Below are 19,658 nucleotides of genomic sequence, written 5' to 3'. Positions count from 1 at the left end.
CCCAGGCTGAGATGACCACCTCTGCGGGAGACCCGCAAGGGCCGGCGCGGCCGCAAGAGGTGCCAGGATGCTATCCCGCCGAGGCATTTGGCGGGCGCCGCAGCGCACAAACCCGCCCGGGGTTCCCCCGCGAAACCGCATTCCCGATGCGACGAAACACGCCTGAAACAGATCGCCGGTTAAGTCGTTGTCAAAATAAATACAGGGACGGCCACCATGCAGTTCTTCCTCGACCTGATCTACGAATATTCCTGCTGCCAAAACCTCGTTGCCCAACCAGCGCGGGAGGACGAGCTATGATCGAGCTGATCTCCGCCCTGCTCGCCCTTTGTAGCGTCGGCGTCTTCGCGGCGCATGCGTTGGATGCCTACCGCACGACGCACTACTGACCGCTCCGCCATTTCCGGGCTAGAACGGCCGCCGGTAAAAATGCTCCGAATGCGTGGCCGGCGGAAACCGGTTGGCGAGCGCAAGGGCGCCCCTTTCGTCGGTTTCGAGCGCAATCTTTTGCGCCAGCATCACGTCGCCCGGCACCAGGAAGCCTGACGGGACGAAGCACCATCCCATCGTCGCCCGGCCTTCACCATCGATTTCGTGGACGTTGGCGGCGGTGCCGTAGTGTATGCGATAAGTCTTGCCCGTGTCGCCGCCAACGACGTCGAAATACCGGTGCTCCTCGAATTGCGCGCGTTGTGCGGGCGAGAGCCATTCGAAGAGCAGCCGGCGACCGCGAGCATCCGGCGTGTTCTCGCCGAAGAACCGCCGATAGAGTTCGCGCAGCGCATGCAGGCGCGCACGCGCCGGGGCGCGGAGCCAAACTGCCGCAAACATGAGCAGCTCAGATCAACCGCCGACCAGGCGGGGATAGAACAGTGTTTCCTGCGCGGTCGGATCGAACAATCGGATACGGGTCACCTCGCCCGGCCCGGTTCGCAGCGCGGCGGTGAAGCCGGCTCCGGTCAGCTCCCGAAAGCGCCGTTCGGCTCGCGCCAGCGCTTCGGCATTGCCAGGATCAAACTCGTGGCGCGTATCGCCTGTCTGATCCAAAACGATTTGGGTTGCCATGGTGAGTCTCCTCATGCCTAGCCCCGAACCTCATCAAAGCAAACGTCGTGCCGTCAGTTCCAGATGGCAACAACTTTCTCATGCCGGCGCATCACGCCTTGCTGAACGATTTAACGCGAGGCCGCGGTCCCTCCGCCTTCGTCGATCTGCCGGCCCATCAGCGCGATGGCTTTCTGATAGACGCCGGCGGCATTCCAGGCCTCGATCGCGGCGAAATTCGGCTCGCCCGGCTGGTAGCCGGCTCCCGCGCGCCAGCCATGAGCCCTGAGGAAATTCGCCGTCGAGTTCAGTGCATTGGCCGCAACTTCGAGATTGCCGGTGCCATAGGCCAGGATGTTCTTGGGCATGAACTGGGTCTGGCCGACCTCGCCATGCATGGAGCCGCGGGTCGCCCCCGACAGCGTGCCGCGGTCGATCAGCTTCAGGGCGGCGTAGAGCTGGTCGGTGAAGAATTCGGGGCGGCGGCAGTCATAGGCAAGGGTTGCGATCGACGACAGCATGTTCTGGTTGCCGCGCTGGCTGCCGAAACCGGTCTCCATGCCCCAGATCGCGATCAGGGGTCCGGGCGGGACGCCATAGCGCTGCTGGATGGAGGCGAACAAGGCAGCCTGCGACTGCTTGAGCTGCCGCCCCTTGGCGACGATGGTGGTGGCGCCGCGCTTGGCGAGGAACTGGTCGAGCGTCAGCTGGAAGCTGCGCTGGCCGCGGTCGGCCGCGATGGTGGCGCTGGCGTAGTTGGTCTGCATCAGCGCCGCGAGCGCAGTCTGGCCGACGCCCTTGCCTTGCGCCTCCGCACTGAACTCCCGCTTCCAGGACTCGAACCCCGCCGGCGAGCTGCCGCATTGCGCAGCCTCGGCGGTGGGCGCGAGGCAACCGAACAGCGCCATCGCGCCAACAATAGCTCCCGCAGCAGCCCTGCCCCTGATCATACCCTTGTCTCCCGTCCTGTACCGATCGGCGCCAATCCTACCCGGGCGAACGCGCCGACTCCATGGCCTGATCATAGGACAATTCGAGGCCTTCCAGATTGCCTTCCTTCCGCCATTTGTCGAGCAGCCGCAGGAATGCCACCGGCCCGCGCCAATATTGGCTGTTTCTTGCCGCGATCGGATCGAACACGCCCTCGTTGTTGTAGTAGCCGGGCGTGCATTCGGCCAGATAGGTCTGGCGGCCGAGCGCGGCCCTGACGACCTCGTCCACCCAGACGTTCTCGCCCACGAGCGTCGGCTCGAGCGTCCGCGCTTTGCGCTTGCGCGCTTCAGTGATCACATAGGCGATGTGCTGCGATTGCTCGTCGATTATGTGCGGGAAGTTGGCGCTCTGGCCAGCCTGCACCGTGACGATCAGAAAGCAATTCGGGAAGCCGCGGCTGTAGAAGCCATGCATCGTCTTGACGCCGTCCTGCCAGCGCTCGGACAGGCTGACGCCGTCACGGCCATAAACCTCGAAGCCCATGCGGCGGGCATAATCGGTGCCGACCTCAAAACCGCTGGCGTAGATCAGACAGTCGAGCTCGTAGGCCTTGCCGCCAGCCACGACGGCGTTCTCGGTGATACGTTCGACGCCTTGCCCCCTGGTGTCGACGAGATGCACGTTGGGCCGATTGAAGGCGTCGAGATATTCGTCGTGAAAGCACGGCCGCTTGCAAAACGCCTTGTACCAGGGCTTGAGCGCTTCCGCGGTCGCCGCGTCCTTGACGACCGCATCGACGCGGGCGCGAATCTCCTCCATCTTGCGGTAGTCGGCATGCTCGATGACCTTCAGCGCCTCCTCCATCGAGGTCACCGGTTGCGGCTGACGACGCGGCGCCAGCAGTATCTCGCCGAGCAGGCCGGTCCAGCCGTCCTGCACCAGGTCCCGCTCGAACGGTTCGCCTGAGATCACCGACGTAAAATTGTCCATGCGCTCGCGCTGCCAGCCGGGGGCTAGACTCTGCGCCCAGCCCTGATCAGTCGGCCGGTCGCCGCGCACGCCGATCGCCGACGGCGTGCGCTGGAAGACATAGAGCTCCTTCGCCGAACGGCCGAGATGCGGCACGCATTGCACGGCGGTGGCGCCGGTGCCGATGATGCCGACGCGCTTGTCGGCAAGGCCGGCCAGATCACCATCCGCGTTGCCACCGGTATAGGCGTAATCCCAACGGCTGGTATGAAAGCTGTGGCCCTTGAAGGTCTCGATGCCGGGGATGCCCGGCAGCTTCGGCCGGCTGAGCGGACCTCCGGCGAGAATGACGAAGCGGGCACGGATGCGATCGCCGCGATCGGTCTCGACCAGCCAACGCGCCTCCTGCTCCTGCCACACCATCCGCGAGATGACAGTCTGAAACAGCGCGCGCTCGTAGAGACCGAAATGACGGCCGATGCGGCGGGAGTGCTCGTAGATCTCCGGTGCCCGGGCGTATTTGCGCACCGGCATGTAGCCGGTCTCTTCCAGCAGTGGCAGATAGATGTAGCTCTCGGTATCGCAGGCAGCGCCGGGATATCGATTCCAGTACCAGGTGCCGCCGAAGTCGGCAGCCTTTTCCACGATGCGGAAATCATCGATGCCGGCCTCGCGCAAGCGGGCGCCACAGAGAAACCCGCCAAAGCCGCCGCCGACGATGAGCACTTCAGTCTCTTCACTGACGGCTGCGCGCGCAAATCCGGGATCGGCCCAGGGGTCGTCGAGGTAGTGGCCGAAATTGCCGGCTACCTCGACATACTGAGCCTTGCCCTCGGCCCGCAAACGGCGGTCGCGCTCGTCGCGATAGCGCGCGCGGAGAGCCGCAATATCGACCGTAGGTTCGCCGGCTGCACCGGTCTTGTGTCTTTCCGCTGACATGCATTTCCTCCACGGAGAGCGCTGCTTCGCCGGCAGCTCGGATCAGTTAGCCCCGAAAAAGCGACGCATGCAATCACGTCCCATCTTTTTGCGTGAACGCCACGCGACGTTCCGCTAACCTCAAGCGCAAATCACAAGCGTACGCCACGCAACGACGTGGCTCTGGAGGAGACCATGCAGGGATTGATGATGGACATGCCGCTTCTGATCAGCGGTTTGATCCAATATGCCGCGGACTATCACGGCGAAGCCGAGATCGTCGCGCGCGAGATCGAGGGCGACATTCATCGCTACACCTACGCGGACGCTCATCCGCGCATCAAGCGCATGGCGCTGGCGTTGAAGCGGCTCGGCATGAATCCCGGCGATCGCGTGGGCACGCTGGCCTGGAATACGCATCGTCATTTCGAGATGTTCTACGCCGCGCCCGGCATGGGCTATGTGCTGCACACCGTGAACCCGCGGCTGTTTCCCGAACAGCTGGTCTACATCATCAATCACGCCGAAGACCGCCTGCTGTTCATCGACCGCGCCACGCTGCCGCTCGTCGAGGCGATCGCGCCGCAGCTGAGGACGATCGAGGCTTACGTGGTGATGTCCTCGCGCGAGCGCATGCCCGAGACCAAGCTTGCCAACGTGCATTGCTACGAAGATCTTCTGGACAAGGAGAACGACGCCGGCTTCACCTGGCCGGAGTTCGACGAAAAGTCCGCCTCCACGATCTGCTACACCTCGGGGACCACGGGCAATCCCAAGGGCGTGATCTATTCGCACCGCGCCGCGATCCTGCAGACCATGACTTGCTGCAATTTCGACTTCCTGCCGGGACATGTCGAAGGCGTGCGCGAAGTGATGATGCCGATGGCGCCTCTCTTCCACGGCAATGGCTGGAACATGCCGTTCACCGCGCCCTATACCGGCTCGAAGCTGGTGCTGCCCGGCCGCAACTACGAACCCGACAAGCTCTACGAACTGCTCGAAGGCGAGAAGGTGACGCTGTCGGCGGGTGTGCCGAGCTTCTGGCTGATCCTGCTCGACTGGCTGGGCCGCACCGGTAGCAAGTTCTCGACGTTGCGCGCAACATTGTCGTCAGGCTCGGCGCCGCCGCGCGCCATGATCGAGAAGCTGAAGCGCGACTATGACATCGACTATATCCAGGCCTGGGGCATGACCGAGGCCCTCGGCTGCTCGATGCCGGGCTTGCGGCCGGGCTCGGAGCATCTCGGCGACAAGGAGAAGTTCGACCGGCGCCAGGTCTCGGGCCGCGCCTGTTTCGGCACGGCCTTGCGAATCGTCGACGATGCCGGCGTTGAGCTGCCGCGCGACGGCAAGACCGTCGGTCACCTGCGCGCCCGCGGGCCGTGGGTTGCGTCGGGCTACATGAAGCTCGACGAAGGTCTCGACCGCGACGGTTGGCTGATCACCGGCGACATGGCCGTGATCGATCCTCAAGGCCACGTCACGCTGACCGACCGCTCCAAGGACGTGATCAAGTCCGGCGGCGAATGGATCTCCTCGATTCAGCTCGAGGACGTTGCCTTGTCCCATCCCGATGTGCTGCAGGCCGCCGTGGTCGCGATCAACCATGAGAAATGGCAGGAACGCCCCCTTCTCCTCGTCGTCCGCAAGAAGGGCGCGACGGTCGACGGCAAGACGCTGCTCGATCACATGCGCCCGAAGATCGCGAGCTGGTGGATGCCGGACGCCGTCGAATTCCTCGACGAATTCCCGATGACGGGGACCGGCAAGGTGCTGAAGTCGGCCCTGCGCGAGAAGTTCAGGGAGTACCGCGTCGCGTGACCCTCCGCGATCGCGCACGGGCCTGTCCGTGCGCGATCGTCTTCATCTTTTGGTAGATTTGGAGGCGATATAGCGAGACGTCGCTAATCCCTTATCGAGGACACCATGGCGTTTTCCGGATTGGGCATGCATCTCGGCAATCTATCGCGCCTGTCGAATGCGCAGACGCGCTCGATCAGCCCCGAGAACTTCACCGGCGAGAAGGGCAAGGGCGGCATGTCCGTCGACGGCCCGGCCGCGCGCCAGGCGCGCGATCTCGGACAGGGCTGGAAGGTCTCGCCCTATGTCGTCATCGATCCGGGCACGACCTTCACGCTCGCCGACATCCAAGGTCAGGGCGCGATCCAGCAGATCTGGATGACGCTGGCGCGCGGACGGCTGCGCCACTCCATTCTGCGCATCTACTGGGACGACCAGGAACAGCCGAGTGTCGAATGCCCGGCGGGAGATTTCTTCGCCTGCGGATGGGAAGAGTTCGCGCAAGTGTCCTCGCTCGCCGTTTGCGTCAACCCCGGCCGCGCCTTCAACTGCTATTGGGAAATGCCGTTTCGCAAGCGCGCGCGCTTTACGCTGGAGAACCGCAGCGAGGAGCAGCTCACGGTCTACTACCAGATCAACTACGCCCTGACCGACGTGCCCGAGGACTGCGGCTATTTCCATGCGCAGTTCCGTCGCACCAATCCGCTGCCTTACAAGGAGGTCTACACCATCCTCGACGGCATCAGCGGCGCCGGCCACTATGTCGGCACCTACATGGCCTGGGGGGTCAACAACAACGGCTGGTGGGGCGAAGGCGAGATCAAGTTCTTCATCGACGGCGACGGCGAATTCCCGACGATTTGCGGCACCGGCACCGAGGACTATTTTTGCGGCGCGTACAATTTCGATCCCCATGTCGCACATGCCGGCCAGGGGCAATCCCGCTACGTGGAGTTCACCACGCCCTATGCCGGCCTGCCGCAGGTGATCCGCCCCGATGGCGTCTACAAATCGCAGCAGCGCTTCGGCCTCTATCGCTGGCACATCCCCGATCCCGTGCGCTTCCGCTCTGATCTGCGCGTGACGATCCAGGCGCTGGGCTGGCTGCCGGGCGCGAAGGAGGGAAAATACCTTCCCCTGCAGGACGACATTGCGTCCGTCGCGTTCTGGTACCAGACGCTGCCGACCGCGCCATTCCCGAAACTGCCCGGCCCGGACTATCTCGAAATCGGCTGAACCTGCGGCCGATCGATCAAGGAGACCAGAGATGCTCTACCCGATGTCGTCAAAAGTCGTCGAGCTCAAGCGCAAGCTCGAGAGCTTCATGGACCGGCACATCTATCCGAACGAAGAGCGGTTCTATCGCGAGGCGGAGGAGCTCGGGCCATGGAAGGTCTATCCCGTCGTCGAAGAGTTGAAGCCGCTGGCGCGCAAGGAAGGCCTCTGGAATCTGTTCCTGCCGGAATCCAGCCATGGCGCGGGCCTTACCAACCTCGAATATGCCCCGCTCTGCGAGGTGATGGGCCGCTCGCACCTTGCGCCGGAGGTGTTCAACTGCTCGGCGCCCGATACCGGCAACATGGAGGTGCTGGAGCGCTATGGTTCGGAGAAGGACAAGGAGCGCTGGTTGAAGCCACTGCTCGCAGGCGAGATCCGCTCCTGCTTCGCCATGACCGAGCCTGCGGTCGCATCGTCCGATGCGACCAACATCGAAAGCTCGATCGTGCGCGACGGCGACCATTACGTGATCAACGGGCGCAAATGGTACACGACCAACGCGACAGATCCCCGCTGCAAGATCTGCATCTTCATGGGCAAGTCCGATCCCGACAATCCCGACCGCCACAAGCAGCAGTCGATGATCCTGGTGCCGATGGACACGCCCGGCATCGAGGTAAAGCGCGCCCTGCCCGTGTTCGGCTTCTACGGCGTGCCTGACCGCGCCTCCGAGGTCGTCTTCACCAATGTGCGCGTGCCCCGGGAAAACATGTTGCTCGGCGAGGGCCGCGGTTTCGAGATCGCGCAGGGCCGCCTCGGTCCCGGCCGCATCCACCACTGCATGCGGCTGATTGGCCTCGCCGAACGCACGCTGGAGAAGATGTGCCGTCGCGTCCGCAGTCGCGTCGCCTTCGGCAAGCCGGTCTCGGAGCAGACGGTGACGCAGGAGCGCATTGCGGAAGCCCGCATCATGATCGAGCAGGCCCGGCTGCTGACGCTGAACGCGGCCTACGCGATGGACACGGTCGGCAACAAGGTGGCGAAGGCCGAGATCGCCATGATCAAGGTCGCCGTGCCCAACATGGCCTGCCAGATCATCGACTGGGCGATCCAGGCCCATGGTGGCGGCGGCACCTCGAACGATTTCGGTTTGACCCAGGCCTACGCCACCGCGCGTTTGCTGCGGCTTGCCGACGGACCGGACGAGGTTCACAGGAACCAGATCGCGCGGTTCGAGCTGAAGAAATATTCGAACGCGTAGGCAATTCGATGGCCCTTCCCGATCCCGACATCCGTCGCACCTGGCTCTTCGGGCCCGGAGCGGATCGCGCTGCGCATGCGAAGATGCTGGAGAGCGATGCGGATGCTCTCATCGTAGATCTCGAGGACTTTACGCCCCCCGCACGACGCGGTGAGGCACGCGGACTGCTCGACGGTTTCGTGAAAGAATGTCGCCGGCGGCAACGCCTTGCCGCCATCCGCATCAATGCCCTGGAGACCGATGGGCTGCTGGATCTTGCGGCAGCCATGACGGCGCGTCCCGACGTCGTCGCCTATCCCATGAGCGACAGGGCGGCCCAAATGCATGCCCTCGACGCAGCGATCTCCCATTGGGAAAACCAGCTCGGCCTCGACAAAGGCAGTACGGAAATCCTTCCCGTCTGCGAGACCGCGTTGGGAGTTATCGAGGTCCGCGCGATGGCCGCAGCCAGCTCCCGCGTTCGTTGTGCGCTCCTTGGAGCCGAGGACCTGGCCAATGATCTATGTGCCGAGCGGGGCGCGGATGGCCTCGAGCTCGACTATGCTCGAAGGCGCTTCCTAGTGGAAGCGCGTGCAGCAAAGATCGAACCGATCGATGCACCTTATACGTTCAGCGACGTCGGGGGCGCCGTTCGCGAGGCAACCCTATCCCGTCGCCTCGGTTACCGTAGCAAATCCCTGGTCCTGCCCGAGCACGTGAAGTGCCTCAATGATGTGTTCACGCCGGGAGCTGGCGAGATCGCGCACGCCGACGCAATCGTCGCGGGCTTCGAGGCCGCACGCAGCCGAGGCGAAGATCGCGCGCTCGTGAATGGCCTGTGGGTCGAAGTGCCGACCTATCGCAATGCATGCAGGCTGTTGGAACGCGCGCGTCGCCTGGGTGCGCTTCCGAGCGCGCCCTAGTTCAGCGCCTCGACCGTCATGCCGCCCGGTGCGGCAGGCCGTCCTCGCTTCAGTTCACCACGTACACATCCGGATCTGCGCTCCAGCTCGGCTTCTTGAAGGCATTGCGCAGGGCTGGTGACATCGGGACATTGTAGTTGAGGCCGTTCGGCGGCGTCGGCGATTGCAGCCATTTCTTGTAGAGCACCTCGATCTCCGGGCTGGCATAGAGCTCCGCCGTCGCGCGATCGGCGAGCGCCTTGAACGGCGCGTCCTCTCGCCGCAGCATGATGCCGTAAGGCTCCGGCTTCGAGAACGCCTCCTCGCTGATCATGTAGGCTTGCGGCTCCTTGGAGCGCGCAATCGCAACCGCCAGCTGCACGTCATCGAGTGCGTAAGCCTGGGCACGGTCGGTTTCCAGCAGCAGGAAGGCTTCGGCCTGGTCCTTGGCCGGCATCACATTGATGCCGAGATTGCGTTCCGTATTGACCTTGGCGAGCTGCGTCAGGTTGACCGAGCCAGCCACGGCCGTGACCGCCTTGCCCTTGAGATCGTCGATGGTGTTGATCTTTGCGGCCTTCTTGGCTGCAAATCGCGTCGCACTGAGGAAATGCGTGTTGGTGAAAGCGACCTGCTTCTGGCGATCGGCGTTGTTCGTGGTCGCCGAACAGTGCAGATCGAGCGTGCCGTTGACCATCAGGGGAATCCGGTTCGACGAGGTCACGGCGAGCGTGTCGACGGCGATGTCGGGCATGCCCAGCTGTTTCCTCACGGCATCGACGATCTTGAGGCAGATGTCCATGGCAAAGCCGACCGCCTTCTGGTTGCCGTCGAGATAGCTGAAGGGGACCGAGGCCTCCTGATAGCCGAGCGTGATCTTCTTGGTCTCCTTGATCTTCTGGAGCGTGCCGGACAGATCTTCGGCTGAGGCTGCACCGGCAAGACATGTGAGGGCCACGATAACGGTAGCTAGACGCATCGGCTGCTCCTAAGGGGCTTGCGCCTCCATGCCGGGCGCAGTCACGGCAGTTGATAGCGCAGGCGCGCTCCAGCCGCCAGACGTGCCTGCGCCTATCAGCTATCACAGCTTTCGATATGACGAGCGGCCGCTCGTTTGCGCCGAAAGGGTCCCGCCCGAACAGCGAGATGGCTGTTACGCCTCGATGCCGCGCTGGACCAGGATGCGCTCGGCACTGTCGTTCCAGACATCCATCTTGGTGATCTTGCCGTTGCGCACCACGAAACGGTCGACGTAGCGGTTGCCCTCGAAAGGTGTCCCATCCATCCATTCGCCGTAGAGCGTGCCGACGCTGTAGACCACGGTCTCGCCGTCGCCGGGGCAGACATCGAACCGGTCCATCTTCTTCTTGACCCAGCGGTAGCGCTTGGCGTTGAAGGCGGTCGGGCCGCGCGGATGGTCGAACTCGCGCCCGCCGGTGAAGGTGATCACGGTACCCGGCGCCATATAGGCCGCCGCAGCGTCCGGATCCGGGATCATCGATGCCGTGAGATAGGCCTCCACGATCGCGGCGTCGGACGACGGAACAGCTTCGGCTCTTGCGGCAACGGACATGGCTGGTTCTCCCGGAATTCGCGGAATACTAACGCCAGTCTCGCAAAATCCATGCATATATTTTGAACATCTCCCCCGCTACACTGCCGACAATCTGGAGCTGCCGATCCCGGCTGATTGCTCTAAATTCTGTCCGCAAGAGCCATGACCACCGAACGCGCCTTCGACCTGATCTTCCGTAATGCGCTGTTGCGATCATCCGCCGCGACCGTCGACATCGGCGTCAAAGCCGGCCGGATCGCCGCTATCGAGCCGAAGCTCGCCTGTGAGACGGTCGAGGTCGATATCGGCGGGCACCTGGCCCTGCCCGGTTTCGTCGACACCCACATCCATCTCGACAAGGCCTGCCTGCTCGACCGCTGCGGGCACAATCACGGCAGTCTCAGTGACGCCATCCGGGCCGTGTCGGCAATGAAACGCGACTTCACCGTCGAGGACGTCTACGCCCGAGGCGCCAAGGTGCTTGAACGCGCGATCGTGCACGGCACGACGCGCATGCGCACGCATGTGGAGATCGATCCACGGATCGGCCTGCGCAGCTTCGAAGCCGTGAAGGCGCTGCGGCGCGACTACGCCTGGGCGATCGACCTGTCGCTCTGCGTCTTCCCGCAGGAGGGCCTGACCAACGATCCCGGAGCTGAGGACCTGCTGGTCCAGGCCTTGCGTGACGGCGGCGGCGTGATCGGAGGCTGTCCTTACACCGACACCAGCCCGAATGCGCATCTCGAACGCATCTTCGATCTCGCGCAGGAGTTCGACGTCGATGTTGACCTCCATCTGGATTTCGATCTCGATCCCTCCTGGTGGCATCTCGACGAAGTTTGCCGGCAGACCGAGCGGCGCAACTATCAGGGACGGGTCGCGATCGGCCATGCGACAAAACTCTCGGCCCTGCCCCCGGAGCGGATGAAGGCTGCCACAGCGCAGCTGGCAAGAGCCGGCATCGCCGTCACCGTGCTGCCCGCGACCGATCTGTATCTGATGGGGCGCGACGCCACCCACAACGCGCCGCGCGGGCTGACACTCGCGCACAGGCTCGCGGGCGACGGCGTCGTGTGCTCGATCGCGACCAACAATGTGCTCAATCCCTTCACGCCGTTCGGCGACGCCTCGCTGCTGCGGATGGCAAACTTCTACGCCAACGTCGCGCACGCCTCGGTGAGGGATTTCGACACCTGCCTCGATCTCGTGACCGAACTGCCGGCGCGGCTGATGAACCTCGACGACTACGGTATCAAGCTCGGCAACCCCGCCGATCTCATCGTGCTCGATACGAAGGACAGCCGCTTCGCTATCGCCGAGCTCCCCGATATCGTGATGGGCTTCAAGAGCGGCCGACAGACATTCGCGCGGCAGCGGCCCGCTCTGTTCCGGCCCGGGAGCTGAATGCGCTTCCGGACGAACTTCCAACGGTAAAATCGTCAGGAACACAGCTGATCATCGGGCCATTTCGTTCCAGTTTCACTGCCGATTCCGGCCCGAAATCCGAGTCCGGTAGAATCCCGGACCGTAGCTGTGCGCATTGAACAAGAGGCCGTCTGGATCATACTAAGGGGGCGCTCTGAACCATCTGAGTTCAGTCGAGAAGTATGTATATGTTCAACGCATTCAGTAGCATCGATTATCGCTCCATTCGGGCCAACACGCCCGCGGAAACGGCCGTCAAGCGGCTGACTGGAATCGGCGAAGTGCTATCCAGCCTCGATATCTCGGCGATCCACACGCAAGCCGACATGACCCGCGCGCTCTTGGCGCTCGATACGGCCGACAAGTGCATCCGCATGATCCTCACGGAGTTCCGCACCGCGCCCGCCAAGGAGCAGATCGTCCGCAAGGCCAAGAGCCTGGTCGACTTGATCGAGCTCGCCCGCGACGAAATCTCGAACTATCGCGACGCCTGCACGGTCTTGAGCTGAACGCACGCGTTCGGCGTCAGCGCTTGATCTTCGCCAGTATCCGATCTGCCTCGGTACGCCAATCGGCGCTGCGAGCGAACTCCTTGGTGCCCCTGGCACCGAACAGCCCTTCGTCGGCGAGATCGGCCACCCACGCCTGCCGTTCGGCTGTGCCCTGCGCGGACCATGGCGTCAGCCCTGCCTCGCACACGGTCTCGGCGACCTCACGCACTTCTTCGGCACGCCGGCGGCCGTGCTCGATCACGCGCTGGAAGAAATAGGCGCCCTGCTTCTCCCAATTGATGGCGGGGAACGTCTCCCCGAGCGAGGCCAGCACCGCATCTTCGACCCCATAAGCGCGCGCGGTCGTAAAGCTCTCGATGACCATGGCCTCCAGGCCCTTGATCATGATGCTGCGGCACATCTTCACTGCCGAAGCCACGCCGAGCTTGTCGCTCGCAACCTTCGCGGCAAAGCCGATCGCGTTCAGAAGCGGCTCGATCTCCCTCGCGCCGGAACCGCCGAGCAGCAGCGGCACCTTGATGCGATAAGGCGGCACCGATGTCATCACCGCACCCTCGACATAGCGGCCGGCAGCGCCATCGATCAGTGCCGCCGCGCGCTGCTTTGCGCCGGGAGATGCCGAGTTGAAATCGAGGAACCAGCTGCCCTGGTTGATCGCAGTCGCACAGGCCTTCGCCACCGGCACAGCCTGGCTAGCGGTGACCGCGGAGATGATCAAATCGCATTTGGCGGCCAACTCGGCATGAGAGGGTGCGAGCGTCACGCCGAATTTCGCCGCATGCTCTTTCAGCGGTGCGCCATGGTCGCCACCGAGCTTGATATCATAGGCAGCGAGTTTGATGTCCTGCTGGCGCAAATCCTCGGCCAAAATCCTGCCGACCTCACCATATCCGACCAGCCCGATCTGCCATCGCCTCGGATCCGCCATCAGTTCAATCCTCGCGTTGTCGCGTCGAACAGCTCCTCGACCGCATAGCGGCGCGGGATCAGCGCCTGCTGGAATGTGTAGTCGACGATCAGCTCGAGCGGCTTCCTGTTCGCCTCTACTCCGAACGGAACGAGGTCCAGCGAGGCTGCGGGCCCCATCTGCTCTTTATTGCGCTTGAGAAGATCATAGACGCCCACGACCACGTCGGGGCGCGATTTCGCGAGCTGCTCAGTCACGACCACGAGATGGTTGACCGGCACGACGCCGCGCCGGGCATACCATTTGGCAGCTTCTGCAGCGGGATCGGGAAATAGAGGCTTTAGCTTCGGATCGTTCGAGGCCTCGCCGAGGACCGCGTCGAGCTCGCCGTCGAGCAGCATCTGCAGGATCTTCTTGTCCTTCGGGGCACGCTCGGTGGTGTCGACATATTCGGCGACGTGAGGATCCTCGAAGGTGATCCAGCGAATCTTGTCGAGGTTCACGCCATAGTCGTTGGCGAGAATCCCCCTGATCCAGGCGCCGGTCGTCGTCGTGAACGAGCGGATACCGACGCGCTTGCCTTCGAGATCGGACGGCCCGAGCGATCCCCGTGCAGGATTGTAGAGCGCGTAGGAATGCTGGAAACGGCCGAGCATGGTCGCCGGCAGGAGCACAAGCGGCTTGCCATGCGCCTTCGCCATCAGAAAGGTGACGATCGCCATCTCGCAGACGTCGAAGGCCTGCTCCCGCACCATCGGCTTGAACGCCGTGTTGGTGGGCGTGTACTCGATGAAGTCGAGATCGAACAGCTCGGAGCGGAGCTCCCCGCTCTTCACCGCCTGGACGTGGGGATGACTGCCGAGCACAGCTTTCAGCTTGAGACGATCCATCTACTCGCTCCGCCTCTCGTCGCTCTCAGACGTCCTCGGGGTTGTCGACGTAGACGAGACCCGCCTTCGCCAGCGCTTCGCGCATGCTGTACATGTCGAGGCCAAGCTCGCCAGAGGCAAGCCGCTCGCGCTTGCCACCTTCGTCCGCGTTGCGCTTCTTCGCCTTCTCAGCCACTTCGGCGGCATACCGCTTCGGCACCACCACGACGCCATCGTCGTCGGCCACGACGATGTCGCCGGGATCGACACTGACGCCGGCGCAGACCACGGGAATGTTGACCGAGCCGAGCGTCGCCTTGACCGTGCCCTTGGCCGAGACCGCGCGCGACCACACCGGAAACTTCATCTCGTGCAGCGCTTTGACGTCGCGGCAGCCGGCGTCGATGATCAGGCCCTGCACGCCGCGCGCCTGCAGCGAGGTCGCCAGCAGCTCACCAAACATGCCGTCGGTATTATCGGTGGTACAGCCGACGACGAGGATGTCACCCTTCCTGCATTGCTCGACTGCGACATGAATCATCCAATTGTCGCCGGGCTGCGCCAGCACGGTGACGGCAGGACCCGCAATTGCCGCGCCCGACCAGACCGGTCGCAAGTAAGGCTTCATCAGGCCGACGCGCCCATAGGCCTCGTGCACGGTCGAGACGCCGTATTCCGCCATGCCGGCGGGATCGGCGCGCTTGATGTTGCGAACGACGACCGGCTTCATGCCAGCTCCTCCGCGACGGTCGGGAACAGGCGCTGATAGGCTTCGCCATAGGTCATGGGCACGCCGGTGTTGCGACTGCCCTGAATGCCGCGATTGAGCGCGACGCGCTCGTAATAGCCCCAGAGATGTTTCTGCGCGGCCAGGATCTGGAACGCTTCGTACTTCTCCTTCCAGACCTCGTCGATCTTGAGAAGCAGGTCGGGCTTGTAATTGCACTGCTCGGGCTGGTGCGGCTCGAACAGGAACACCGGCGGCGCCGAATATTTGTACTGCGCGCCGGGCTTGTGGCCCATCGCCTGCGCGACCACGCGCGTCTCCTGCGCGAAATGCGCCGCGTTGGGATGGTCGAAATTATAGGGGTCCGCCAGCGCATGCGTCAGCACGAAGCTCGGGTTGAGCTCTCGGTAGATGTCGACCATGCGGTCGAAATGCGCTTCAGTGAGCTTCAGCGGATAGTCGCCGCAGTCGAAGAACTCGATCTCGGCGCCCAAAAGCTTCGCCGCCCGCTCCGCCTCGTCCTTGCGCCCTGCCTTGACCGATTCCAGCGTCGCGCCCTTCTCCTTCCAGGCGAACTGACTTTCGCCGCGCTCGCCGAAGGACATGCAGACGATCTTCATGCGATAGCCCTTCTTCGCATGCAGCGCGATGGCGCCGCCGGCGCGCCAGACGAAATCGCCGGGATGGGCGGTGATCACGAGACCTGTTTTCATGGGACACTCCTTTCGTTCGTATTCATCCCGCGCAGCTTGTCGATCGTCAGCGACGTCATCGGTCGAACCCGAACAGGCGCGCGGGATTGTCGACCAAGATCTTCTGCTGCAACTCCGGCTCCGGCGCGAACAGCGGAATGAGGTCGACGAGATCGCCGTCGTTCGGCATCACTTTGACGTTGGGATGCGGCCAGTCCGTGCCCCAGATGACGCGGTCGGCGGCGGTCTCGACGATTTTTCGTGCGAACGGCACGGCATCCGTGAACGGCGGACCGCTGGACGACACCCGCTCCGAGCCGCAGATCTTGACCCAGCATTTCTCGTCACGCAGCATCAGCCCGATCAGGATCTCGAACGGGAGCTGGTCGAGCCCGTCGGACGCCTTCACCCGTCCCATATGGTCGATGGTGTAGCTCAGCGGCAGCTTCGCCAGCATGTCGGCATAGTCAGGCAGGTCGACCGCGTCGAAATGCAGGTCGATATGCCAGCCGAGCGGCGCGACCATGGCGATGACGCGATCGAACATACCCTTGTCGGGGACACCGCCGAGATGGCGGACGAAATTGAAGCGGCAGCCGCGGAAGCCGCCCTCGTGCAGCACGTGAAGCCCGCGTTCGGTGATGGTCTCGTCGATATTGGCGACCGCCCGGTAGGCGCCATTGCTCTGCGCGATGGCATCGAGCGCCACCGTGTTGTCGGTGCCGTGCACGCTGGCATTGACGATGACGGCGCGCTCGACGCCGAGCCTGGCATGCAGCGCACGGAAATCCTCCAGCGGCGCATCCGGTGGCGTGTAGGAGCGATCGGGCGCGTAAGGGTACTTCACGCCGGGACCGAAGATGTGACAATGCGCATCACACGACAGCTTCGGCAGCTTGAACTTCGGCGTGCGCGTATTCGGGTCGGGCGGCGGAATGGTCGGAGTGTACATCATCGTCATCAGGTGAACCGCCGAAGCGAGACGCTCGTTCAAGTCTTGCTGCTGACGACCGGCCGCCGCCGCGCCGGCGCGGCATGATCGAGCGGCGGCGCCTGGAATGCGGCAACGGTGGCCTGCACCAATTGCTCGATGGCATTGGCGGCATCGCCGCCGTCGGCCTCGCCGCGCGACAGGCGCGAGACGCGGTCCGGCGTCACCAGCGAATAATAGAGCGCTCCGAGCAGGAAGTGGCTGCGCCAGACGATATCGGTGCGGGGGATATGCGGCAGGCTCTGGTGGATCGCATCGATGAAGGCGTGGCTGGTGTCGTCAAAGGTCTGCGCGATGATTTTTCGCGCGACCTCGTTACCTTCGGCCGACATCACGGCGCGCAGCCGCGTGAAGCGCGCCCCGCCGCCGGCGAGATCGCTGCCGGAGGTGAAGGCCGGCACCACATAGGCGCGCACGATCGCCTCCAGCCGGTCCTGGAGATCGCGCACGCGCCTCGCCGCCGCGAGCAGTTCCGAACGGCGCAGGTTCATCGGCCCGCAATGGCGCCGGTAGATCTCCAGCAGCAGGCCGTCCTTGGTCTTGAAATGGTAGGTCACGCTGCCGGGATTGGCCCCGGCCGCCACCGCGATGTCGCGCACCGAGACGGCATTGAAGCCGTTGATGGCGAACAACTCCTCGGCCGCGGCGAGGATCGCCTCGCGCATGTTCGGCTTGCGGGCCGATTCCTTGCTGGTGGGGTTGCGTACCATGTGATTTGTACTATCGTACAAAAGATCAGGTCTCGTCAACAAAAACCATGGGCGACGTCCAGGACGGTTCGGAGACGGTCGCACGGATGCGAATGCCTGCAAGGAGTGCTGGGAAAATGCTGGGTTTGAACAAGAGAATTGGCGGTTTGGTGCTGGGTGCCGGTCTGCTGCTGGCCGGCGCCGTCGAGGCCGCAGACAATTATCCGAGCAAGCCGGTCCACATCCTGGTCCCCTATGCGGCCGGCGGCGCGGTCGATGTACTCGCGCGCACGCTGGGACAGGCACTCGCAAAAACCTGGGGCCAGCAGCCGGTGGTCGACAATCGCCCCGGCGCCGGCGGCATCGTCGCCTCGCAGGCGTTGACGCAGGCCGCGCCTGACGGTTACACGCTGATCCTGGTCGCGAGCGGTCATCCGCTCAACCAGTTCATCTATCCGAGCGTGCCGTACGACACATTCAAGGACTTTACCGCAATCACCGAAGTCGCTTCCTCACCGCTCGCGATCGTCGTGGCCAAGGACAGTCCCTACAAGACACTCGGCGATCTCCTGGCGGCTGCGAAGAAGGAGCCGGACAAGCTCTCCTACGGCATGTCAGGCAACGGCACCTCGGCGCATCTGGCTGGCGAACTGTTGAAGCATATGTCCGGCACCAAGATCGTCGCGATCCCCTACAAGGGCGGCGCGCCCGCGCTAACTGCCGTGATCGCGGGCGAGATCCCGCTCAGCATCAATCCGCTCGCCGAGGCGATCGGCCAGCTCGAAGGCGGCCCGGTGCGTGCGCTCGCCGTGACTTCGGCCGAGCGCTCCAAGGCGCTGCCCAACGTTCCGACGATCGCGGAAGCCGGTGTATCCGGCTATGACGTCTCGGTCTGGTGGGGCGTCCTCGGCCCGGCAAAGATGCCGCCCGAGATCGTGGCAAAGCTCGAGACCGATCTCAAGGCGGCGCTGCAGGATGCGAATGTGCTGTCGACGCTCGCCAAGATCGGCGCAACCCCGGTCGGCTCAACGCCCAAGGAGTTTGACGCCTATATGCACGCCGAGGCGACCAAATGGGAGCCGGTGCTGAAGGCTGCCAACATCCGCGCGCAGTGAGGCTCTTCAGCTGAGCAGGTGGCTGCGCGGCGCGATCAAGGCCTCACGCGAGTAGACCGTTGACCCGTTGCGGCGCGTGCGTCAGCACACAGATTGCGACGACACGCGGCGCGCACGACGCGAATACCGCCAGCGCGTACAGCACCGAACTTTAATTCCGGTTGCTGCAAATCAACGCAACAACATGGACAAAGCGTCATTTGTGTTTTGCACGGCTCTGCGCGAGCACGGTCTGGAGAACACCGAGGACGACGAATGAGCAAACCCGCATTGTTGCGACTCCATCGCTGGATCACTCTGGTCTTCGCTCTTCCTCTGTTCGCGATCATCACCACCGGTCTGATCCTGTCCATCGAGCCCCTTGTGCAAACGAGTGGCATTGGCGGTCCCGCGATCGAGGCTGGCCGTGTCGTCGAGTTGGTGACGCGGTATGATCCCGACGGCAAGGCGCGCGGACTCTCGATCAACGCGGGCAGCCGGCGCATGACCCTGCAGGGGATCAGCACGCCGGCGATTGATCTTGCAACCGGCGAAGCTGCCTCGGCGGGTTCGACCCTGTCGAATCTCTTCCTCTGGGCGCGTTTCACGCATGAGCGTCTGATGGGGCAGGCCTGGCTGGTGACGGCATCCACGCTCGCCATGGTGATCATCCTGCTGCTTGGCATTGTCATGGGAATGCCGCGGCTGCGCAACTCGCTCTCGGGATGGCACAAGGGGACCGCGTGGTTCACGCTGCCGCTGATCCTGCTCAGTCCGTTGACCGGCCTTTGCATGGCGCTCGGCCTCACCTTTCAGACGGCACCTGCTCCGGCCGCGGGTAGCGGTCCCCTCGCCCTGCCCGACGCGGTGCGAATAGTCGCGGCCTCGCACGAGTTGTCGCATGTGATCTCGATCGGCACACGCGGCGGTCGCATGATGGCGAGACTCTTTGACGGTGGAGAGTTGCGGGCCTATGCCGTCACGTCGTCGGAGATCACACCGCTGCCGCGCAACTGGCCGCGCCTGATCCACGAGGGAAACTGGTCGGCCCTGATCGCCTCGCCGCTCAATGTCGTGACGTCAATCGCGCTGTTAACGCTGCTGTCGACCGGTCTCCTGATCTGGGCGCGGCGAACGCTGCGCAAGCGGCGACCGCGCGCGGACGGGCCAGCC

At 63.8% G+C, this 19,658-nt stretch carries 20 protein-coding genes; 8 read left to right on the top strand and 12 right to left on the bottom strand.

The annotated features are described in order from the left end of the window. Positions 1-408 precede the first annotated feature (408 nt). The 4 genes from MOV74_RS07730 to MOV74_RS07715 all read right to left on the bottom strand — a co-directional run bounded on the left by MOV74_RS07730 (position 409) and on the right by MOV74_RS07715 (position 3,885). Positions 409-831, bottom strand: coding sequence for a hypothetical protein (locus MOV74_RS07730; protein ID WP_246919775.1), 423 nt, complete (start codon positions 829-831; stop codon positions 409-411). A gap of 12 nt (positions 832-843) precedes the next feature. Beyond that, positions 844-1,065 carry a hypothetical protein gene (locus tag MOV74_RS07725; protein WP_246919773.1) on the bottom strand — a complete coding sequence of 74 codons (222 nt, stop codon included), beginning with the start codon at positions 1,063-1,065 and terminating at the stop codon, positions 844-846. A 110-nt stretch (positions 1,066-1,175) separates the two neighbouring features. Next, complete coding sequence (locus MOV74_RS07720) at positions 1,176-1,994, bottom strand: lytic transglycosylase domain-containing protein (protein ID WP_246919772.1); 819 nt, start codon at positions 1,992-1,994, stop codon at positions 1,176-1,178. Positions 1,995-2,031: 37 nt separating this feature from the next. Then, on the bottom strand, positions 2,032-3,885 hold the full coding sequence (locus MOV74_RS07715) for an NAD(P)/FAD-dependent oxidoreductase (RefSeq protein ID WP_246919771.1): 1,854 nt from the start codon (positions 3,883-3,885) through the stop codon (positions 2,032-2,034). 174 nt (positions 3,886-4,059) lie between these two features. On the opposite strand from MOV74_RS07715, the gene MOV74_RS07710 reads away from it, so the two are divergent. The 4 genes from MOV74_RS07710 to MOV74_RS07695 all read left to right on the top strand — a co-directional run bounded on the left by MOV74_RS07710 (position 4,060) and on the right by MOV74_RS07695 (position 9,045). Further along, entirely contained in the window at positions 4,060-5,685 is a 1,626-nt protein-coding gene (locus MOV74_RS07710) for a long-chain fatty acid--CoA ligase (protein WP_246919770.1), read from the top strand. Between the two features lie 105 nt (positions 5,686-5,790). Next, on the top strand, positions 5,791-6,900 hold the full coding sequence (locus tag MOV74_RS07705; protein WP_246919769.1) for a glycoside hydrolase family 172 protein: 1,110 nt from the start codon (positions 5,791-5,793) through the stop codon (positions 6,898-6,900). A 31-nt stretch (positions 6,901-6,931) separates the two neighbouring features. Continuing rightward, entirely contained in the window at positions 6,932-8,143 is a 1,212-nt protein-coding gene (locus MOV74_RS07700) for an acyl-CoA dehydrogenase family protein (RefSeq protein ID WP_246919768.1), read from the top strand. Between the two features lie 8 nt (positions 8,144-8,151). Next, the gene (locus tag MOV74_RS07695; protein ID WP_246919767.1) at positions 8,152-9,045 is read left to right on the top strand and encodes a CoA ester lyase; all 894 of its coding nucleotides are present in this window, start codon (positions 8,152-8,154) and stop codon (positions 9,043-9,045) included. A 49-nt stretch (positions 9,046-9,094) separates the two neighbouring features. Here the strand turns inward: MOV74_RS07695 and MOV74_RS07690 are convergent, their stop codons facing one another. Then, the gene (locus tag MOV74_RS07690) at positions 9,095-10,003 is read right to left on the bottom strand and encodes an amino acid ABC transporter substrate-binding protein (RefSeq protein ID WP_246919765.1); all 909 of its coding nucleotides are present in this window, start codon (positions 10,001-10,003) and stop codon (positions 9,095-9,097) included. Positions 10,004-10,177: 174 nt separating this feature from the next. Further along, positions 10,178-10,597 (bottom strand): nuclear transport factor 2 family protein, encoded by a 420-nt coding sequence (locus MOV74_RS07685; protein WP_246919763.1) that lies wholly within the window; start codon positions 10,595-10,597, stop codon positions 10,178-10,180. 144 nt (positions 10,598-10,741) lie between these two features. On the opposite strand from MOV74_RS07685, the gene MOV74_RS07680 reads away from it, so the two are divergent. Together MOV74_RS07680 and MOV74_RS07675 are read left to right on the top strand one after the other, a co-directional pair. Further along, complete coding sequence (locus MOV74_RS07680) at positions 10,742-11,983, top strand: amidohydrolase family protein (RefSeq protein WP_246919761.1); 1,242 nt, start codon at positions 10,742-10,744, stop codon at positions 11,981-11,983. Positions 11,984-12,192: 209 nt separating this feature from the next. Continuing rightward, positions 12,193-12,513 (top strand): hypothetical protein, encoded by a 321-nt coding sequence (locus MOV74_RS07675; RefSeq protein WP_246919759.1) that lies wholly within the window; start codon positions 12,193-12,195, stop codon positions 12,511-12,513. 16 nt (positions 12,514-12,529) lie between these two features. On the opposite strand, the gene MOV74_RS07670 is transcribed toward MOV74_RS07675, so the two are convergent. The 6 genes from MOV74_RS07670 to MOV74_RS07645 are packed head-to-tail and all read right to left on the bottom strand — an operon-like array spanning position 12,530 to position 17,412. Beyond that, a complete protein-coding gene (locus tag MOV74_RS07670) occupies positions 12,530-13,444 on the bottom strand; it encodes a DUF1932 domain-containing protein (RefSeq protein ID WP_404979127.1) in 915 nt (304 codons plus the stop codon). Then, the gene (locus MOV74_RS07665; protein WP_246919758.1) at positions 13,444-14,313 is read right to left on the bottom strand and encodes a hypothetical protein; all 870 of its coding nucleotides are present in this window, start codon (positions 14,311-14,313) and stop codon (positions 13,444-13,446) included. Before MOV74_RS07665 ends, MOV74_RS07670 begins: the two co-directional genes overlap by 1 nt. Positions 14,314-14,338: 25 nt before the next feature. After that, positions 14,339-15,022: a 4-carboxy-4-hydroxy-2-oxoadipate aldolase/oxaloacetate decarboxylase gene (locus tag MOV74_RS07660; protein WP_246919755.1), complete on the bottom strand. Its 684-nt coding sequence runs from the start codon at positions 15,020-15,022 to the stop codon at positions 14,339-14,341. Next, entirely contained in the window at positions 15,019-15,732 is a 714-nt protein-coding gene (locus MOV74_RS07655; RefSeq protein WP_246919752.1) for a PIG-L deacetylase family protein, read from the bottom strand. Before MOV74_RS07655 ends, MOV74_RS07660 begins: the two co-directional genes overlap by 4 nt. Before the next feature lie 55 nt (positions 15,733-15,787). Beyond that, complete coding sequence (locus MOV74_RS07650; protein WP_246919790.1) at positions 15,788-16,672, bottom strand: amidohydrolase; 885 nt, start codon at positions 16,670-16,672, stop codon at positions 15,788-15,790. A gap of 29 nt (positions 16,673-16,701) precedes the next feature. Further along, on the bottom strand, positions 16,702-17,412 hold the full coding sequence (locus MOV74_RS07645) for a TetR/AcrR family transcriptional regulator (protein ID WP_246919749.1): 711 nt from the start codon (positions 17,410-17,412) through the stop codon (positions 16,702-16,704). A gap of 116 nt (positions 17,413-17,528) precedes the next feature. On the opposite strand from MOV74_RS07645, the gene MOV74_RS07640 reads away from it, so the two are divergent. Both MOV74_RS07640 and MOV74_RS07635 read left to right on the top strand, forming a co-directional pair. Then, positions 17,529-18,506 (top strand): tripartite tricarboxylate transporter substrate binding protein, encoded by a 978-nt coding sequence (locus tag MOV74_RS07640; RefSeq protein WP_246919746.1) that lies wholly within the window; start codon positions 17,529-17,531, stop codon positions 18,504-18,506. A 255-nt stretch (positions 18,507-18,761) separates the two neighbouring features. Continuing rightward, positions 18,762-19,658: PepSY domain-containing protein (locus MOV74_RS07635; protein ID WP_246919743.1), on the top strand; the 897-nt coding region annotated here is incomplete at its 3' end.

This window comes from Bradyrhizobium sp. SHOUNA76 (assembly GCF_023006445.1).
Lineage (GTDB): Bacteria > Pseudomonadota > Alphaproteobacteria > Rhizobiales > Xanthobacteraceae > Bradyrhizobium.
Note: the sequence above shows the minus strand (reverse complement) of the source record. Positions and strands in the feature narration are given on the sequence as shown.

Excerpts from the sequence above, each read along its gene's own strand:
- MOV74_RS07700 (WP_246919768.1), top strand. The coding sequence starts at position 6,932 with ATGCTCTACCCGATGTCGTCAAAAGTCGTCGAGCTCAAGCGCAAGCTC.
- MOV74_RS07655 (WP_246919752.1), bottom strand. The coding sequence starts at position 15,732 with ATGAAAACAGGTCTCGTGATCACCGCCCATCCCGGCGATTTCGTCTGG.
- MOV74_RS07725 (WP_246919773.1), bottom strand. The coding sequence starts at position 1,065 with ATGGCAACCCAAATCGTTTTGGATCAGACAGGCGATACGCGCCACGAG.
- MOV74_RS07730 (WP_246919775.1), bottom strand. The coding sequence starts at position 831 with ATGTTTGCGGCAGTTTGGCTCCGCGCCCCGGCGCGTGCGCGCCTGCAT.
- MOV74_RS07665 (WP_246919758.1), bottom strand. The coding sequence starts at position 14,313 with ATGGATCGTCTCAAGCTGAAAGCTGTGCTCGGCAGTCATCCCCACGTC.
- MOV74_RS07650 (WP_246919790.1), bottom strand. The coding sequence starts at position 16,672 with ATGACGATGATGTACACTCCGACCATTCCGCCGCCCGACCCGAATACG.
- MOV74_RS07640 (WP_246919746.1), top strand. The coding sequence starts at position 17,529 with ATGCTGGGTTTGAACAAGAGAATTGGCGGTTTGGTGCTGGGTGCCGGT.
- MOV74_RS07660 (WP_246919755.1), bottom strand. The coding sequence starts at position 15,022 with ATGAAGCCGGTCGTCGTTCGCAACATCAAGCGCGCCGATCCCGCCGGC.
- MOV74_RS07675 (WP_246919759.1), top strand. The coding sequence starts at position 12,193 with ATGTTCAACGCATTCAGTAGCATCGATTATCGCTCCATTCGGGCCAAC.
- MOV74_RS07715 (WP_246919771.1), bottom strand. The coding sequence starts at position 3,885 with ATGTCAGCGGAAAGACACAAGACCGGTGCAGCCGGCGAACCTACGGTC.
- MOV74_RS07720 (WP_246919772.1), bottom strand. The coding sequence starts at position 1,994 with ATGATCAGGGGCAGGGCTGCTGCGGGAGCTATTGTTGGCGCGATGGCG.
- MOV74_RS07645 (WP_246919749.1), bottom strand. The coding sequence starts at position 17,412 with ATGGTACGCAACCCCACCAGCAAGGAATCGGCCCGCAAGCCGAACATG.
- MOV74_RS07695 (WP_246919767.1), top strand. The coding sequence starts at position 8,152 with ATGGCCCTTCCCGATCCCGACATCCGTCGCACCTGGCTCTTCGGGCCC.
- MOV74_RS07690 (WP_246919765.1), bottom strand. The coding sequence starts at position 10,003 with ATGCGTCTAGCTACCGTTATCGTGGCCCTCACATGTCTTGCCGGTGCA.
- MOV74_RS07680 (WP_246919761.1), top strand. The coding sequence starts at position 10,742 with ATGACCACCGAACGCGCCTTCGACCTGATCTTCCGTAATGCGCTGTTG.
- MOV74_RS07670 (WP_404979127.1), bottom strand. The coding sequence starts at position 13,444 with ATGGCGGATCCGAGGCGATGGCAGATCGGGCTGGTCGGATATGGTGAG.
- MOV74_RS07710 (WP_246919770.1), top strand. The coding sequence starts at position 4,060 with ATGCAGGGATTGATGATGGACATGCCGCTTCTGATCAGCGGTTTGATC.
- MOV74_RS07685 (WP_246919763.1), bottom strand. The coding sequence starts at position 10,597 with ATGTCCGTTGCCGCAAGAGCCGAAGCTGTTCCGTCGTCCGACGCCGCG.
- MOV74_RS07705 (WP_246919769.1), top strand. The coding sequence starts at position 5,791 with ATGGCGTTTTCCGGATTGGGCATGCATCTCGGCAATCTATCGCGCCTG.